Source organism: Amycolatopsis sp. FU40 (genome assembly GCF_021903635.1).
Lineage (GTDB): Bacteria > Actinomycetota > Actinomycetes > Mycobacteriales > Pseudonocardiaceae > Amycolatopsis > Amycolatopsis dendrobii.
Genome location: NZ_CP091381.1, coordinates 1,449,756 through 1,467,690, shown reverse-complemented (window position 1 = coordinate 1,467,690; position 17,935 = coordinate 1,449,756). Strand labels below are relative to the sequence as shown.

Here is a 17,935-nt window from a genome sequence, read left to right as displayed (position 1 = left end):
CGACTCCTTTCACCGCAGACCGGGCGGATTCACTTCCGAATGCCGGATCGACGCGGGCTCCAGCCCCCACTTCGCCATGATCCGGCGGTAGGTCCCGTCGTCGATCAGCCGCTGCACAGCCGCGCGCAAAGGCTCCGCCAGCGGGGAACCGCGTTTCACCACGAAGCCCACTTGCTCCTCGTAGATCTTGTTCACGTAGACCATCCGGCCCCGCAGCCGCCGCGCGGCGTACTGGAGGAACACGCTGGAGGAGACGAGCACGTCCATTTTGTTCTGGGACAGGGCGAGCATGGCGTCCGCGGTGCTGCGATACACCGAAACGCGGTACGGCTCCCGGGATTTCGCCGCGCACTCGCCCACCCGCCGCTGCAGGAGCTGCTCGAAGCTCGTGCCCGCGACCGCCCCGATCCGCAGCCCGCACAGGTCGGCCGGACCCGACACCGGGTCCTGGCGCCGCCCGGCACGCACCAGGAATCCGAAGCCGTCGGTGTAATAGGTCACGAAGTCGACGACTTTCTTGCGCTCCTCGGTGACGCCGAAGTTGCCCTGGCCGACGTCGTAGCGGCCCGAGCCGAGCGCGGGCAGGATCTCGTCGAAGGTGGCCTCCTCGGATTCCACGCGGATTCCGAGGACCCGGCCGACCGCGTGCTGCAGGTCCATCTCGACCCCGATCAGCTCTCCGGTCTCCTCCGAGCGGTAGCGGATCGGGGGACTCCCCTTCGCCGACGTCGCCACGCGGATCCGCCCGTTCGCGCGGATCCCCGCCGGCACCGTCGCCGCGAGCGCCGGGTCGGTCGCGACCCCGGACACCACGTCCTCCGCCGGGTCGGCGTCTTCGCCCGGCGCGCCGCCCGCGGCGCACCCGGCGGCGAGAAGCAATCCGCAGCACCACACCGCCAGCAGCCGGGCCTTCACGGCCGGACCTTGACCCTGGACAGGAACGCACGGGTCCGCGAATGCTCCGGAGCCCCCAGCACCTGCTCCGGCGGGCCGTTCTCGACCACCTCGCCGCCGTCGAAGAAGACGACGGTGTCGGCGACCTCCCTGGCGAAGCCCATCTCGTGCGTGACGACGACCATCGTCATGCCGCCCGCCGCGAGCTCCCGCATGACCGCCAGCACCTCTCCGACGAGTTCGGGGTCGAGCGCACTGGTCGGCTCGTCGAACAGGAGCAGCTTGGGTTCCACCGCGAGCGCACGGGCGATGGCGATGCGCTGCTGCTGACCGCCGGAAAGCTGCCGGGGATAGGCGCGTTCGCGTCCGCTGAGCCCGACCTTGGCGAGCAGGTCCGCGGCCGTGCGCTCGGCCTCGGCGCGGGAACGGCCGCGCACGGCGATCGGAGCCTCGACGAGGTTGTCCAGCACGGTCAGGTGCGGGAACAGGTTGAAGCTCTGGAAGACCATGCCGATCTCGGCCCGCCTGCGGGCGATCGCGGATTCCTTCAGCTCGTACAGCCTGCCTTTGCGGCGTCGATAGCCGAGCAGCCTGCCGTCGATCTCGATCTCGCCGCCGTCGATCTTCTCCAGATGGTTCAGGCAGCGCAGCAGCGTGCTCTTCCCCGAACCGGACGGGCCGATCACGCAGGTGACCTCGCCCGGCCGCACGTCGAGATCGACGCCGCGCAGCACCGGAATCGCGCCGAACCTTTTAGTCACCCCGCGCGCCCGCACCATCAGCCGTTCCGTCCCGCTCACGCGCCCTCCCGTCCGGGCAGGCCGGCCCCGCGCAGGCGCCATCGGGAACGCAGCCGCTGCCACGGGGTCGGCGGAAGTTCGCGCAGCGCGCCTCTGGCGTAGAAGCGTTCGACGTAGTACTGCACCACCGAGAGCAAGCTCGTCACAACGACGTACCACAGCGTCGCCACCAGCAGCAGCGGAATGATCCGGTAATTGCGGTTGTACATCAGCTGCACCGCGTAAAGCAGGTCTTCCACGGCGAGCACACTGACCATCGAGGTGCCTTTCAGCGTGCCGATCAGCATGTTGCCCGCGGCCGGGACGATGGAGCGCATCGCCTGCGGCAGCACGATCCTGCGGAACGTGCGCCACGGGCGCAGGCCCAGCGCTTGCGCGGCCTCGACCTGTCCCTGGTCGACCGAAAGCAGCCCGCCCCGGACGATCTCCGCCGCGTAGGCCGCCTCGTGCAGGACGAGACCGATCACCGCGGCCGCGGTCGGGCCGATGAGGTTGACCATGTCGATCGTGTGCAGCGTCGGGCCGAACGGAATCCCGAGCGACAGCGTCGGGTACAGCGCGCCGATGTTGAACCAGAACAGAAGCTGCACCAGCAGCGGAGTCGACCGGAACAGCCAGACGTAGCCCCAGCTGAGCGACGCGAGCACCGGATTGCGGGAGATCCGCATGACCGCGAGCACGGTGCCGAGCACGAACCCCGCCACCACCGTCACCGCGGTCAGCCACAGCGTGACCACCAGGCCGTCCAGCACCGCGCGGGAAGTGAAGTAGCGCGCGGCGAACGGCCAGTCGAAGTTCGGGTTCGTCGCCACGGAACGCACGAGCAAGGCCAGGCAGCCGAGAGCGAGGACGGCGGCGATCCACCGGCCCGGCCGGCGCAGCGGCACGACCTTGGCCGGGACCGGCCGCACGCCGTCGGCCGGCCGGACCGGATCGGCGAGCGCCGCGTTGCGCGGACCGGGCGTGTTGTCGTCGGTCATCCCGGCCTACCGCTCGCCGCTGTCCCGGCCGGACGCGAGCGCGGCGGCCAGTACCGGGCCGATGTCCGCGAGAGCTTCCGGCCGCAGCAACCGCTCGTGCGCACTTGCCACGTCGTGCACGTCCAGCCTTCCCTGTACGTACGGGCGCCATTCGGCGGCCAGGTCCCGAAGCCGCCCCTGCGAACCGGTCGCGCGGAACAGCAGCAGGTTCCCGGAATACCGCTTGGCGCGGTGCTCCTGGTGCAGCCGGTAGTTGCGGCGGATGACGCCGAGCAACGCGGCGAACGCGTCCTCGTCCCGGGCCAGCTCGGCGAGCGCTCCGCCGGAATCCCCGACCGCACGGGCGAATCCCGCCGGCCCGCCGCCTTCGCGTTCGATCCCGTCGCGGTCCGTGCCCGTCGCCTCGCACAGCACGCCCAGCACTTCCTCGTCGCCGAGTTCCGGTATGCGGCCGGGATCGCGGACGACCGGCCCGGTGTCGAGGACGGCGAGCAGGTCCACCTGCTCGCCCTGCTCGGTCAGCAGGACCGCGACGGCCTGGGCGACCGCGCCGCCGAACGACCAGCCGAGCAAGTGATAGGGACCGGACGGCTGCACGGAGCGCAAGCGGGCCGCGTAGTCGGCAGCCATCTCCGCGACCGATTCCGGAGCCGCGCCAGGTTCGCCGATGCCGCGCGACTGCAGCACGTACAGGGGACGGTCCCGCTCGAGATAGCGCAGCAGACCCGCGTACGGCCAGCCGAGACCGCCGAGGGGGTGCACACAGAACAGCGGGGGCAGCGCACCTCGGGTCCGGAGTCCGAAAAGGACTTTCAGTCCGTCCCCTTCCTGATCGGCATCGAGCCGCCGGGCCAGCGCGGCGCTCGTCGGGGCCTCGAACAGGACCCGGACCCCGAGGTCCGCCCCGAACGTCGACCGCACCCGGTCCATCAGCCGGGTCGCCAGCAGCGAATGCCCGCCGAGGTCGAAGAAGCTCTCCTCGGCCCCGACCGCGGGCAGCCCCAGCACTTCGGCGAAGAGCCCGGTCAGCACCTCCTCGACCGGCGTCCGCGGTTTCCGCGAGCGGCCTGCCGCTCCGGGAAGCGGCGCGGGAAGTGCTTTGCGGTCGATCTTTCCGTTGGGAGTCAACGGAAACTCGTCGAGAACCAGCATCGCCGAGGGAACCATGTACGCGGGAAGCCGGGCGGCGGCGAACTCTTTCGCGGCGGCGGCCAGCCGCCCGAATTCGCCGGAGACGGCGGGGCTGTTCGTGCGCCGCGAGTCGTCGGCGATCGCCACCGAAGCGTCCGCCCCGGTCAGGAAGTACGCGTCGAACCGGCCCGGCCCGCCGCGCGACACCTGGGTGCTCACCCGGTAGCCGAACCGCGCACCCGCCTCGTGCAGGTCCTCGGGAACCAGCCCGTCAGTCCGGGCCAGTTCGGAGAGAACCTCGGCCATCGGTGCGTCGCCGACCAGCGCGGCGTGCGCGGCCGCCTCGCCTTCCAGGCGGCGACGGGGCAGGCCCACGAGCCGGAAGTCGCCCCGCCGCGCGCTTTCCAGCCATTCCGTCAGTTCCTCGACGCTGCTCGCGGGTGCCGCCGGAAGGCTCTCGGGGTCCACCTCGGGCGAGGCCGCGGTGCGCAGGACGACATCGTAACGGTAGCGGGACAGCTCGTTGTCGTAACGCCCGCGCTTGAGCGTCGCTTCGGCCCCGGCTATGCCGGGGAGATCCCGGCATAGCGCCGCGAAGAACCCGGGCGGGACCAGCAATTCGTTCTCCCGGCTCAGGCGCTGCTCCGCCGTCGCCCGCACCTGAGCCGGATCCTCTTCCCCGGTGCGGCGGGCCGCCGCGACCGCGGTGTGGAAAAGCGGGGCGAGCCGCAGATCGCGCACGTCGCCGACGAACACCTTCCCGCCGGGCGCGAGCAGCGGAACGAGCGAACCCAGCACCTCGGCCAAATAGTCGCCGCTCGGGAAGTACTGGACGACCGAGTTCAGCACCACCGTGTCGAAACGGCCGCGCGGCAGGTCGCCGGGATCGTCGGCGCTCCCCCGGCGGAGCCGGACCCGTTCTCGCAGCACCGGATCGGCGGCGACCCGCCTGCCGAGCGCCTCGACGACCGTGCCGGACAGGTCGAGGCCCCAGTACTCTTCGCAGTCCGGGGCCAGCCGCGACAGCAGCAGTCCGGTTCCCACGCCGATCTCCAGCACCCGCTTCGGCCGCAGCCGCCGCAACGACGCGATCGTGTGGTCCAGCCACTCGCGCATCTCGGCGACCGGGATCGGCGCGTCGTCGAAACTGGAGTTCCACCCGGAAAAGTCCTCGCCCCGGCCGGCGTCGTCCGAGGACCGGTAGGCGTCGTCCCAGATCCGCTGCCAATCCTCCACCTGACGGGTCCGCTGCTCCTCGGCAGCGGAGCCGTCCCCGCCCGGGACGAGATAGCCGATCAGCCGCTGGTCCCCGAAGCTGTCCGGACGGGCCGTGACGACCGCCCGGCCGACCCCGGGGCAGTCCGCCAGGGCCGCCTCCACCTCCCCCAGCTCGATCCGGAAACCCCGCACCTTCACCTGGTCGTCGGCCCGGCCCACGAACTCCAGCCTGCCGTCGCCGCGCCACCGCACCAGATCGCCGGTCCGGTACATCCGCTCGCCGGCGCCGAACGGGCACGCCACGAATCGGTCGGCCGTCAGGCCGCCTCGCCCCACGTAACCCCGCGCGACTCCGGCGCCGGCGATGAACAGTTCCCCGGCCACGCCCGCCGGAACGGGCGAGAAACCGGCGTCCAGCACATACAGCCGGGTGTTCCACAGCGGACTGCCGAGGGAGACCCGTTCGTCCGCCGACACGTCGGCGGCGCTGGACCAGACGGTCGTCTCGGTCGGGCCGTACAGGTTGGCGACCCGCGCTCCGGCCGCGCACAACTCGCGGGCGAGATCGGCGGGCAGCGCCTCTCCGCCGGCGAGCACCCGCAGACCGGACAGCGCCGGGGCGTGCCCGGGAACAAGGGTCCGCCACAGGGACGGTGTCGCCTGCATGACCGAGACATGCCGCCGGGAGATCAGGGCGGCCAGTTCGCCCGGGTCGCGCACGGTGTCGCGGTCGGCCAGCACGACGGCGGCGCCCCGCACCAGCGGCAGCAGCAGCTCGAGGCCCGCGATGTCGAACGAAACGGTGGTCACCGCCAGCCAGCGGTCGTCCGGGCCCAGCGGGAATCGTTCGGCCATCGACGCGAGGAAGTTCGCCAGCGCGCGATGCGGCACCGCCACTCCCTTCGGCTTTCCGGTCGAACCCGACGTGTAGATCACGTAAGCCGGGTTCTCCGGATCGGCGGCCCGGGCGGGCAGCGCCGCCCCGGAACTCCGGGCCAGGTCCCCCGGCACCGCCCACGACGCACCCGCGTCTCCGAACCGGGCAGCCAGTTCGGCGGTCGACAGGACGAGCGCGGCGCCCGCGTCCTCGAGAACGAAGCGCACCCGCTCGGCCGGATAGTCCGGATCGACCGGCACGTACGCGGCACCCGCTTTCAGCACCGCCAGCAAGGCGGTGACCAGTTCCGGACCGCGCGGCAGGACGAGCGCGACGAGTTGCTCCGGTCCGATCCCCCGCGCGACGAGCGCGGCGGCCAGTTCGTCCGACGCGACGTCCAGTTCGGCGTAGCTCGTCGACTGCTCGCCCCAGACGAGCGCGGCCGCTTCCGGGCAGCTTTTCGCCCGGCGCCGGAACCAGTCGTGCACGGGTTCCGGAGGCACGGCGACCGCCAGGCCCGTCCCGTCTCCGAGCAGCTGGCGCCGTTCGGCGGGCGTGAGCAGCTCTACGACGTCGAGGCTCCGGTCCGGATCCTCGGCGGCGGCGCGCACCAGCCGCTCCAGCCGCCCGGCGATGCTCTCCGCCGTGGACCGGTCGAACACGTCGGTGTTGTATTCGACCAGCGCTTCGAGGCCCAGCGGATCGCCGCCGTCCGTCCGGTGCTCGAAGAAGTGGAACGTCAGGTCGAACTTCGCGGTGCCGTTGTCCACGAACACCGTCGTCGCCTCGGCTCCGGGCAGGTCCGGCTCGCCGCGCGAGATCTGCCAGGCCAAGCTGACCTGGAAGAGGGGGTGGTGCGCCAGCGAGCGCGGCGGGTTGACCGCCTCGACGACCTGCTCGAACGGCACGTCCTGATGGGCGTAGGCGTCCAGGTCCGTTTCCCGCACCCGGGCGAGCAGCGTGCGGAAACTCGGCCCGCCCCCGGTGTCGACCCGCAGCACCAGCGTGTTGACGAAGAAGCCGACCAGGTCCTCGAGCGCCTCGTCCAGCCTGCCCGCGGTCGGCCCGCCGACAAGAACGTCGTCCCCGGCCCCGAGCCGGGAAAGCAGTGCGGCCAGTGCGGCGTGGACCACCATGAACATGCTGGCTTCGCATTCCGCGGCCAGCGCGGACAGCCGGGTGTGCAGCGAGGAGTCCCACCGCACGAGGAAAGTCTCGCCCCGGTAGGACATCACATCGGGATGCGGCCGGTCGGTCGGCAGCGACATCCGCTCGGGAGCCCCGGCCAGCTTCCGGCTCCAGTACTCCAGCTGTTCTTTCCCGTTGTCCCGCAGGACTTCCCGCTGCCACCGGGTGTAGTCGGCGTACTGTACGGGCAGCGCGGGCCATTCCGGTCCCGTTCCCGCGATCCGCGCCCGGTACGCCGCGGCGAGATCGCGCCACAGCTTCTCCATCGACCAGCCGTCCCCGGTGATGTGGTGCACCGCGAGCAGCAAGACGTGTTCCGCGGGCCGGTCCTCGACCTGGAACAGGGTGCCGCGGATCGGCAGTTCTTCGCCGAGCCGGAACGCGTGGCGGGCGGCGCGGCGCAGTTCCCCGTCGAGTTCGGCGGAACGCACGCGGGCGGTCGCGAGTTCCGGACGGGCGGACGCGCCGTCGAGGACGCGCTGCCATGGAACCCCGTCGTGTTCGGCGAAGACCGTACGCAGGCTTTCGTGCCGCCGGACGAGGTCGGCCAGCGCCTCGGCGAGCGCGGACCGGTCCACCACGCCGGTCAGGCGCAGCGCCGAGGTGATGTTGTAGGTCGGGGACGGGCCCTCCAGCTGGTGCAGGAACCACAGCCGGGACTGCGCCGACGACAGCGCGGGCCGCGCGGGTCTCGGCGTCGGCCGCACCGCGGGCCGGGCCCGCCGCGCACCGGACAGCAAGCGGCTGAGCGCGGCCACGGTCGGCGCACGGAACAGCTCCCGGACGCCGAAGTCCGCGCCGAACACCGCACGCAGCTTCGCGGCCAGTCTGGTCGCGGAAAGGGAGTGCCCGCCGAGTTCGAAAAAGCTGTCCGCCACGCCCACGTCGGACACTCCGAGCACCTGGGCGAACAGGCCCGCGACGACCTCCTCCACCGGCGTGCGCGGTCCCGGCGAGTGCGCCGCGAACGCGGGCTCCGGCAACGCCCGCCGGTCCAGCTTTCCGTTGGGAGTGCGCGGGAAGTCGTCCAGTACGAGCACCGCGGCCGGAACCAAGTACTCCGGCAGCCGCTCCCGCAGCAGGTCGCGGATCGCGACGGGGTCGGCGGTCCCGGCTTCCCCGGCCGCGACGTACCCGATCAGCCGCGGGTCGCCCGACGCGTCCGGCCGGACCGCCGCGGCCGCCCGGCCGACTCCCGGACAGGCCGCCAGCGCCGCCTCCACCTCGCCCAGCTCGATCCGGAAACCCCGCACTTTCACCTGATCGTCGGCCCGGCCCACAAACTCCAGCCGGCCGTCCTCCCGCCACCGCACCAGATCGCCGGTCCGGTACATCCGCTCGCCCACGCCGAACGGGCACGCCACGAACCGGTCGGCCGTCAACCCGGCGCGTCCCGCGTACCCCCGCGCGACCCCGGCCCCGGCGACGAACAGCTCTCCCGTGACGCCCACCGGAACCGGCGACAAACCCGCGTCAAGCACATACAGCCGAGTTCCCGGCAACGGCTGCCCGATCGGCGGAGCCCCGGCGGTTTCCCCGGACAGCGCATCGCTCATCGCGGCGCACACGGTCGCCTCGGTCGGGCCGTAGACGTTGAACATCCGACGTCCCGCGGACCACTTCCGGACGAGTTCGGCGGAGGCAGGCTCCCCCGCGACGCTCACCGTCAGACCGGACGGCAGATCGTCAGGGGACATCGAGGCCAGCGCACTCGGCGGCAGCTTGAGATGCGTGACCCGGTGCCGCCGCACGGTTTCGGCCAGTCCGGATCCGGGAAGCAGGTCGTCCGCCGCTGCGAGCACCAGAGTCGCGCCGGTGCACAGTGCGACGAAAATGTCCGAGACGGACGCGTCGAAGCTGGGGGACGCGAACTGCAGCACCCGGCTCCCCGGCCCGACTCCCCACCGCACCGCTTGGGCGGAGACCAGACCGGGCAAGCCTTGATGCGGCACCACGACGCCCTTCGGGGCACCGGTCGATCCCGAGGTGTAGATGACGTACGCCGGATGGCGGGGGTCGACCCCGCGCGGCTCCGCTTGTTCCGCGTCCGGCACCCGGGACCGGGCGGTGAGCCAAGGAACCGTGCCGTCGCTCAGCCGTCGCTCGTGTTCCGGTTCCGACAGCACCAGCACGGGTTTCGCGTCGTTCAGCATGAAACCGACCCGGCCGGGCGGATAGTCCGGATCGATCGGGAGGTAGGCGGCGCCGGACTTCAGCACCGCCACGACGAAATCGACCGACCGGGAAAGAACCAGGCCCACGACGGTCTCCGGCCCCGCGCCGCGTGCGGTCAGCGCCTGCGCGAGGCGGGTCGAACGCGCGTCCAGTTCCGCATAGGTCAGCCGGTGCTCGCCGAACACCACCGCCTCGTCGTCCGGCCGGAGCGCCGCGCGGGCTTCGAACCACTCGTGCACGAGGCCCGGGGGAATATCGTCCGAGGAACCGCTCCACTCCACGAGTACCCGGCGCAGCTCGTCCTCGCCGAGAAGCCCGACTTCGCTCACCGCCGTCCCCGGCCGGGCCGCGATCGCGGTCACCAGCCGCACCAGCCGCTCCCGGTGCGGCTCCGCCTCGCCAGGAGCCTCCACCTCGACCCCCGCATCCGACACCGTCGCCAGCAGATCGTGCGGCGGCGCGCCGGGCACCGTGCGCGCGGTCACCGGCAGGCCGGCGAGCCGCTGTTCGCTCGGCTCGAGGCGCCAGACGATCGTCGGCCCCGCGAATTCCCTGATCCCGCCCGGGATCCCGGCCTCCCTGGCGACGTCCTCGCCCCGGTACCGCTGGTGCTGTTCGGCTTCCCGGACCGACTCCGCGACCTCGCGCACGAAGGCGCCGAGACTCGTTCCCGGACGCACCCGCACCCGCAGCGGCACCAGGTTGGCCAGCGGCCCGGGCACTGTTGCCGAGATCTCGTCCGGACGAGCGGGAAGCGAAAGCCCGAGAACGAAATCGGCGGCCCCGGTCGTCCGGTGCGTGCAGACCGCCACCGCCGCCGCCAGGACGTCGACCGGCCGGACGCCGGTGCGGCGCGCGGCGGCGCGCAAGCCAGGCAGCTCAGCATCGCGCGTCCGGTGCGCGACACCTGCCGCCGGCTCGACCAGGCTCACCGGCTCAGGCGGCGCGGCCAGCTGTCCCTGCCAGTACTTGCGGTCGATTTCCGCCGTCGTAAGCGTGTAGTCGCGGTCAGCCTCGACCATCGTCCGCACCGAGCCGAACCACGAAGGCGGTGCTGGCCGGCCGTCGACGGACGCGTCGTAGAGCTCGGCGGTCCGCCGGCACAACATCGACAATGACGCCTCGTCGGCGACCAGCCGATGCGCGCCCTGAAACCACGCGAAGGCTCCAGAGCCTAAGCGGAACACCGCGAACCGGAACAGCGGGCCGCGGCCGGGTTCCGGCACGCGCGCCAGTTCCTCGCGGGCCGACGCGGCGGCCGCCGCCCGGGGGTCGGCCTCGCCGCTCAGATCGAGCACGGGCAGCTTCCACTCCGTTCCGCCGCGGATCCGTTGCGCCGGCTCGCTTTCCGCCTCCGTCTCGAACGACGCGTGCAACGGTTCCGCCTCCGCGACCGCGCCGCGCAGTGCCTCTTCGAACGCCGGCAGGTCGAGATCGCCGCCGCATTCGAAGAGAACGCCGACCCGCTGCGTCCCGCGGCCCGGGTCCCGCTGGACCGACAGCCAGACCTCGCGCTGCGCGGCGGTCAGCGAATACCGGTTGACGAATGGCACGACAGAAGTCATCGATCACCCCAGGAGTCAGCGCACAACAACGAGCGCGTTCGCCTCGGGAACGCGATCGCGTGCGGGAACGCGCGGCCCGGAACGGCCGCGGACAGGTCGGTATCGGGGCCGCTCAGCTCCAGTAGACGAGCGGCTCGTCTTCGCCGAGGTACCCGATAAAGGTGCCGATGGTGATCCGGGTGGTGTCGCCGGACGGGCGCACCGCGTGGATCAGCCTCGGGTTGAGCAGCGCGAGATCGCCCGGCTCCGGCTTGACGACGGCGACCGGCTCCGGCAGCCGGTCGCGGTCGATCCCGTAGCTGCGCCCGGCCACCATCCGCTGGTATTCGTCTTCGGCGGGCTCCATGTCCCACATCTCCAGTTCCCCGCCGACCGCGGGGATGCTGACGTAGATGTTGGTCGACAGCTGCGCCTGCAGCCGGGACTGGTATCCCGAGGGCAGGAACCGTTCGACCTTGTCGGTGTGCGGCACCAGGTCCACGTTGTTGCCCTGGAAGCGGCACACGCCGACGAAACATTTCTCGCCCTGGACCCGCATGAGCTCCGCGCCCGCCCGCCACCGCTCGTCGAGCAGCAGCCGCAGGTCGTCCTCCGGCGACGCGTACGGGGCGAACATCGAGCGGAGCCGCTCGATGCTGGACAGCGCCTCGTCGTGGTACCGGCGCCGGGTCGTCTCGTCCTCGATCTCCGAGTACGGGAATCCCATCCGCCAGAACTGCCCGTCCGTCGTCGACTGCTCCCGCGAGCGGTACGAGGAGAGTTTCTCCTGGGCGATCCGCAGCACCTCGGGATCGCAAAACCCCTTGACGACAACCGCGAAACGATCTTTCTTGGCCACGGACACAATGTGGTCGTGCGAGAATTCTTTCCGGTTCGTGTACAGCACGCGATCCATCGCGCTCCGATTCCCCTGCATCGTCGGCGAGGCGTCCTCACCGGACCCCATGGACTGCTTTCCTTTTAATTGAACGCGATACGACCATCGGGCAGCAAGCGAATTGCAGTAAACTTCGTCAGGAACAAGTCAGTTTGGTCAGCGCCGCTGACTCCGGGCCGCTGACCGGTACTGTCCAGTCAATTCACACAGCCGGGCCCGGCCGCCGGAAAAGGCGACCGGGCCCGAAAGAATAGCGGCGGAAACTCTTTAGCTGGCCCGCCCGGCCGCTCGCTCGGCGACCGCGGACACCAGGAATTCCTCGATTCGCCCGCCGAGTTCGGGGGCGTCGGCGAACGGCGGGGGCGCGCCGTGCAGTTCCGCGGCGGCGGTGCGCAGCATGGCCGAGATCGTGGTGATCATCTTCTCCGGCTGGAGCCGCAGCACCGGGCCGAGCATCTCGGCGACGCCTGCCGGTTCGCCCAGCCTGATCCGCGCACGCGCGACGTCGATCCGGGCCAGTGCCTCCATGGAGTACGAGCGCTGCTCGACCGGCTCGCGCTCCAGCAAATCGAGCGACGTCTGCAGTTCGCCCAGCGCTCCCGCCGCGTCGTCCAGCAGCAGCATCGTGTGCCCGGCGAGGTAGGCCTGCCCGTCCTGCCGGAGGGCGAACACGCCCACTCCGCGCACCGGTTCCGCCTCGGCCCGCTCGGCCCATTCGTCCAGCGCACGCAGGGAGTCCGCGCGCATTCCGGCGGCCGCCCACGCTCGCGCCGCCAGGAGTTTCAGCAACACTCCCAGCTCGTCGTCCGCGGGCCGGTCGAGGCCGTCGAGCGCGAACTGCGCGGACTCGACGAAGTTGCCCAGCCAGTACGACTGCCTCGCCTGCGCGGCGCGCACCCAGCGCCGCGCCCGGCTGTCATCGGCCAGGTCCGCCAGTTCCCAGGCCGCGGCCGCGTGGTTGTACGCCGCGTTCCGGTCGCCGAGGTCCTCGGACATCCACGCCAGCAGCGCGCACAACCGCGCGCCCAGCGCGAGCAGTTCCCGCCGCTGGGCGAGCTTCTGCTGCCCGCGCAGCAATCTCGCCACCCGGTCGCGCAGCATCGCCGCGCGGTACAGCAGCGGGCCGGGCGCGACGTGCAGGTACGAAGTGGTCAAGCCGGACAGTTCGTGGTTGAGCTGATCGAGAGTCGCCTCGTCCGCGTTCGTCTCGGAAACCTGCTGGACCAGCCGCGCCGAACTGCACGAGTCCTGGACCAGCGGGGTGATCTCCGCCGGGCCGGACCGGCGCGCGGACGGCCCGGCGGATCCCGGCCAGATCTCCGAGACCCCGACCGGCTCGCGCAGGTACTCCGAAAGCACCTTCGCCACCGCTTCTGGAATCCCCCGGCGCGGGTAGGAGCCGCGGAGCCAGTGATAAGGAGCCTTGGCGCTGACCGTGCCCTGCCCGCAGAGCCGGTTCACCTCTCTGGCCAGCCGCTCGGGCGTCCAGTTCAACCGTTCCAGGAATCCCGTGAGTTCGGTCGCCACCGCCATGATGAAGCCTGCCACTCCCCCTGAAACCCAGCCGCCTGCGGACTGGGCGAGCACAAATCGGCCTGGACGAGCATAACACGAAAAGAATCACCGCAGCACTACGCTGCGTGACACCACGGGCGGGACGGACACCGCGCCGGTCGGTCGGACTCCATTCGGAGCAATGGGCCCCGCTCTCGCCGGCACATTTGCCTGCCGCGAAACCCGGCCCGCCGCGCGAACGATTGTCCGCGTGCGCTAACCGGAAGGCTCGCCCGCGGGCAAATAGCCGGTCAATTCCGATCGGCGCGGGTCTGGCGTTCCCCTCGGCACCGGGAATTCCCCCCTTGTCGGAAAAGATAATCCCTCGCTTGCGTTCTCCGCGGATGCTACACCGGAAGAGAAGCGGTCCGCAGCCCGCGGACGGCCAGCGCCGACCATTTCCCGGATGCCGGGAATGAACCGGGGAGGCACCATCCGGATCACCGAGGGAACCCACTTCCGGGCCGCGCTCGCCCCGTCGAGCGCGAGCATCGCGATCGATCTGCTCAGCAGGATCTGGATCCTCCCGGCCCGCGGCGGGCCCGCCGCGGCCGTGACCGGGCCTTTGTCCGACGCCACCGCTCCCGACTGGTCTCCGGACGGAAGGGCGGTGGCGTTCCAGTCCTATCGCACCGGCGCTTTCCAGCTCTGGACCGTCGTGCCCGGGCAGGAGCCGCGGCAGTTGACCACCGGTCCGCACGACCATCGCGAACCGGCTTTCTCCCCGGACGGCACCCGGCTGGCCTTCTCGGCGGATCTTGGCCGCGGCTACGGAATCCACGTGCTTGAGGTGGCGAGCGGACGGATTACGACGTGGGCCGACAGCGCGGCCGAAGAAGCCGCGCCCGCGTGGTCCCCCGACGGCCTGCGGCTCGCGTTCACCGCGGACGGCGGCGCGATCGACGTGGCCGACGCGCACGGCGGCCGGGAAAGAGCGGTCGAAGCGCGCAGCGCGCAAGTCGCCTCCCCGTTCTGGACCCCGGACGGCCGCGAGATCGGTTATGTCCGTTTCGAGGGCGTCACCCCGAAACGGCTCGGCGGATACGCGCGGCGCACGGCACTGGTGATCGGGAACCGCACAGTGTCCGCGCCGGACGAGGACGTCTTCGGTTTCCGGGCTCACTGGCTCTCCCCCGCCGAGGTGGTCTACACCGCGGACGGGCGCATCCGCCGGCGCGACCTCGCGACCGGGACGGTGCGCGACATCGGTTTCGAGGCGGAAGTACCGGACCCGCCGCGCCGCCCGCCCGCCCGGCTCCGGCCGCGCCGGACGGATTCCGGGCCGGTGCGGGGCATCGTGAGCCCGGCGCTTTCCCCCGGGGGAGACCGCATCGCGTTCTGCGCACTGGGCTCGGTCTGGACGATGCCGCTCGACGGCCCCGCGCTGAGACTCGCCGGGGAGGACTTCGCCGCCGCCGATCCCGCCTGGTCGCCGGACGGGCGGCACTTGGTCTATACCAGTGACCGGCTCGGCGATCCGGATCTCTGGCTGCACGAGCTCGCCACCGGACTCCGGCGCAGGATCACCAGCACGAGCGGGGCGGCTGTCGCCCCCGTGTGGTCCCCGGACGGCGCGGGCCTCGCTTTCCAGGACCAGGACGGCGCGCTCTTCTTCACCTCGCTGGACGGTGCGGTCGAACAACTGCTCGGCCCGCAGTGGTACCCCGGTCGCGTCAGCTGGTCGCCGGACGGCACGAAACTGGCGATGGCCGCGGCGCGGCCGTACTCGGCCCGGTTTCGCGAGGGCACCAACGGGATCCTGGTCCTCGACGTGCGCTCCGGCGAAAGCACGGTCCACGAACCCGCGCCGCACCGGTCCTTGAGCTCGCGCGGGCACGACGGACCGGTGTGGTCGCCGGACGGCACGACCATGGCCTGCGTCCTCGGCGGGCAGTTGCACCTGCTTCCCGTCGAACGCTCCGGCCGGCCCGCGGCCGAGCCTCGCCGACTGACCGACGAGATCGCCGACGCCCCGTCCTGGAGCGGCGACGGACGGCGGATCCTCTATCTCAGCGCCGGAAAACTCCGCCTGGCCGACCTGGTGACCGGCCGGGTCCGTTCCCTCGAGCCGGGAATCGGCTACACCGCGGCCAGGGCGTCCGGCCGTACCGTGGTCCACGCCGGCCGGTTGTGGGACGGCCAGTCCCCCGCGCTGCGCGAAAACGTCGACATCCTGGTCGAGCACGACCGGATAGCGGCGGTCGAGGACCATCGCGACGACCGTCCCGGCCGCCGGGTCGACGCCACCGCGCTGACTGTGCTGCCCGGGCTGACGGACGCGCACGTGCACAACCGGCTCAAGGGACGGTTTTTCGGCGTGCGGCAAGGAAGGCTCTGGCTGTCGTTCGGCATCACCGCCGTCCGCTCGGCCGGCGACCCGGTTTACGAGGCGCTGCAGGAAAAAGAAGCGCTGCTCGCCGGTCGCCAGCTGGGCCCGCGCTGCTTTGCCACCGGCGAGCCGATCGACGGCGGCCGCGTCTACTACGGGTTCATGCGGCCGACGGTCTCGGCCGAGGAGGTCGAACGCGAACTGACCCGTGCTCGCGCACTCGGTCACGGACTCCTCAAGGCCTACGTGCGGCTTCCAGTCAGCGGGCAACGCGCGCTCGCCGAGGCGGCACGCGCGACCGGCACCCCGGTCACTTCCCACTACCTGCACCCGGCCGCCTGGCTGGGACTGGACGGCGTCGAGCATCTCGGCGCGTCGACGAGACTCGGGTATTCGCAGACCATGACCCGTCGCGGCCGCACCTACTCCGACGTCGTGTCCACGCTGACGGCCAGCGGAATGTCCCTCACTCCCACGCTCTTCTCCGCCGCGGTCCTGTTGGCCGAGCACGACTGGACCGCCGACCCTCGGATCCGCGCTCTGTTTCCCCGATGGGAAGCGGAAGCGCTCGCGCAGGTGACTTCCGCGGTAACCGAACCCGCGGTGCGCGAGACCTTGGAACATGTTCTCGCGTCCGCGGTACAGACCTTGCGCCGCATCCACGACGGAGGAGGACTTGTGGTCGCGGGCACCGACGCGCCCATCGACTTCGTCGCGCTGAGCCTGCATCTCAACCTCCGCGCGATGGTGGCTCACGGGTTCAGCCCGCATCAAGCGCTCACCACGGCAACAGTCAACGCGGCCCGGTTGCTGGGGATGAGCGACGATCTCGGCACCGTCGCCCCCGGCAAACTGGCGGATCTCGTCTTCGTGGAAGGCGACCCGCTCGCGGATATCACCGCGGCATCCGCGGTCCGCAAGGTCATGCTGGGCGGCGTCCTGCACGAATCGGCCGACCTGCTCGCTTTCCGCGTCCCATGACCTCAGCGCTGATCAGCCGCCCGCTCCTTCCCCGCGCGCATCGCCGGCAGCAGCACCGGCAACGCCACGACCAGCGCGATCCCCCGCACCCCGCCGGCCACCGGATACGCCGCCCGGATGCCGAGCGCGTCCGCGACCAGTCCCCCGGCCAGCGATCCCAGCGGCATCAAGCCCCAGCCCAGCATCCGGTAGACGCTGTGCACGCGCCCGCGCAGTTCCGCCGGCACCGCCTGCTGCCGCAGGCTGACCGTGACCACGCTCCAGAGCGTCGTCGCAAATCCGTTAATCCCCAGCAGAGCACCGAGAACCACCGCATTCGGACTCGCACCGATGAGCACGAAGATCACCGCGTTGGCGACCAACGCGACCAGCAGTGCTTGCAGCGCCCCGATTTTCGCCACGACCCGCGCGTTGACCATCCCGCCGAGCACGCTGCCCGCCGCGGCCCCCGCGAGCAGCACGCCGTAACCGCGCTCGCTGACGTGCAGGATCTGCGTCGCGAGCAGCACGACCGTGACGTTGCCGAGCTGGTAACAGAACGTGTTCACCGCCAGCAGCCCGGCCAACGTCCGCAACAACCGGTGCCGCCCGAGCCAGCGCACCCCCTCCGCCACCGCGACCCGAACCGGCGGCTGCACTCCTCGCGGCACCGGACGCCGAGGCAAGGTCGCCAGCAACGCCGCAGACCCCACGAAGGACACCGCGTCCACGCCGAACGGCAGCGCCGCCGCGCCCGCGAACAGCAGACTGCCGATCGGCGGGCCGACGAACAACTGCCCCGCATTGGCGACCGCGTACTGACTGCCGTTCGCCCGGTGCAGTTGCGGCTCGGAAACAAGGTCCGGCAGCACCGCGAGCGACGCGTTCGCGAACACGACCTCGCACGCGCTGAGCCCGAACCCCATGGCCGCCAGCCCCGCGATGTCGATCCGCCCCAGCCCGATCAGCACCGCGACCACCGCGACGATCACCGCCTGGAGCGCCTGCGACCGCCAGAGGAGCCCGACTCGGTCGCGCCGATCCACGAGCGCACCCGCGGGCAGGGAGAGCAGCAGCCAGGGAAGGTAGGTCGCGGCCGAGACGACCGAGACCAGCACCGGATCGCGCGTGAGCGTGACCGTCAGCAGCGGGACGGCGGCGGAGAAGATCCCGTCGCCCACGTTGTCCACCGCCGAGGCACACCACAACCGCCAATACGCGGCGGGGAGCTTGGAGTCGCTTCGCTTCATGGCCGGGAGCTTTCTCGGGTCGAACATGTGTTCGCCATGATGTAGGCTGGAGCTACATCGAATGTTCCGTCGTGCGGTGGTCGCGGCGTCCTGGTATTTCGCTTGCCGCAGGGGCGTGGGCGGCGCAGACTGGCGCG

The 17,935-nt window shown here is 71.3% G+C and carries 8 protein-coding genes; 1 reads left to right on the top strand and 7 read right to left on the bottom strand.

Annotated elements, in window-relative coordinates:
* Positions 1–9 precede the first annotated feature (9 nt).
* The 6 genes from L3Q65_RS08015 to L3Q65_RS07990 all read right to left on the bottom strand — a co-directional run bounded on the left by L3Q65_RS08015 (position 10) and on the right by L3Q65_RS07990 (position 13,232).
* Positions 10–915, bottom strand: coding sequence for an ABC transporter substrate-binding protein (locus L3Q65_RS08015; protein WP_237599224.1), 906 nt, complete (start codon positions 913–915; stop codon positions 10–12).
* On the bottom strand, positions 912–1,673 hold the full coding sequence (locus L3Q65_RS08010) for an amino acid ABC transporter ATP-binding protein (RefSeq protein WP_237600863.1): 762 nt from the start codon (positions 1,671–1,673) through the stop codon (positions 912–914). The genes L3Q65_RS08015 and L3Q65_RS08010 overlap by 4 nt, the downstream gene beginning before the upstream one ends.
* A gap of 17 nt (positions 1,674–1,690) precedes the next feature.
* Positions 1,691–2,674: an amino acid ABC transporter permease gene (locus tag L3Q65_RS08005; RefSeq protein ID WP_237599223.1), complete on the bottom strand. Its 984-nt coding sequence runs from the start codon at positions 2,672–2,674 to the stop codon at positions 1,691–1,693.
* A gap of 6 nt (positions 2,675–2,680) precedes the next feature.
* On the bottom strand, positions 2,681–10,828 hold the full coding sequence (locus tag L3Q65_RS08000; RefSeq protein WP_237599222.1) for a non-ribosomal peptide synthetase: 8,148 nt from the start codon (positions 10,826–10,828) through the stop codon (positions 2,681–2,683).
* 112 nt (positions 10,829–10,940) lie between these two features.
* Positions 10,941–11,774 carry a 2OG-Fe(II) oxygenase gene (locus L3Q65_RS07995; protein ID WP_237599221.1) on the bottom strand — a complete coding sequence of 278 codons (834 nt, stop codon included), beginning with the start codon at positions 11,772–11,774 and terminating at the stop codon, positions 10,941–10,943.
* A gap of 198 nt (positions 11,775–11,972) precedes the next feature.
* Complete coding sequence (locus tag L3Q65_RS07990) at positions 11,973–13,232, bottom strand: hypothetical protein (RefSeq protein ID WP_237599220.1); 1,260 nt, start codon at positions 13,230–13,232, stop codon at positions 11,973–11,975.
* A gap of 433 nt (positions 13,233–13,665) precedes the next feature.
* On the opposite strand from L3Q65_RS07990, the gene L3Q65_RS07985 reads away from it, so the two are divergent.
* Complete coding sequence (locus L3Q65_RS07985; protein WP_237599219.1) at positions 13,666–16,569, top strand: amidohydrolase family protein; 2,904 nt, start codon at positions 13,666–13,668, stop codon at positions 16,567–16,569.
* A 2-nt stretch (positions 16,570–16,571) separates the two neighbouring features.
* Here L3Q65_RS07985 and L3Q65_RS07980 read toward each other — a convergent pair whose 3' ends face one another.
* On the bottom strand, positions 16,572–17,798 hold the full coding sequence (locus L3Q65_RS07980) for an MFS transporter (RefSeq protein WP_237599218.1): 1,227 nt from the start codon (positions 17,796–17,798) through the stop codon (positions 16,572–16,574).
* Between the last annotated feature and the right edge of the window lie 137 nt (positions 17,799–17,935).

Bases quoted from the DNA above. Each gene is read 5' to 3' on its own strand.
- L3Q65_RS07980 (WP_237599218.1), bottom strand. From the start codon at position 17,798: ATGAAGCGAAGCGACTCCAAGCTCCCCGCCGCGTATTGGCGGTTGTGG.
- L3Q65_RS08010 (WP_237600863.1), bottom strand. From the start codon at position 1,673: ATGGTGCGGGCGCGCGGGGTGACTAAAAGGTTCGGCGCGATTCCGGTG.
- L3Q65_RS07985 (WP_237599219.1), top strand. From the start codon at position 13,666: ATGCCGGGAATGAACCGGGGAGGCACCATCCGGATCACCGAGGGAACC.
- L3Q65_RS08005 (WP_237599223.1), bottom strand. From the start codon at position 2,674: ATGACCGACGACAACACGCCCGGTCCGCGCAACGCGGCGCTCGCCGAT.
- L3Q65_RS07995 (WP_237599221.1), bottom strand. From the start codon at position 11,774: ATGGGGTCCGGTGAGGACGCCTCGCCGACGATGCAGGGGAATCGGAGC.
- L3Q65_RS08000 (WP_237599222.1), bottom strand. From the start codon at position 10,828: ATGACTTCTGTCGTGCCATTCGTCAACCGGTATTCGCTGACCGCCGCG.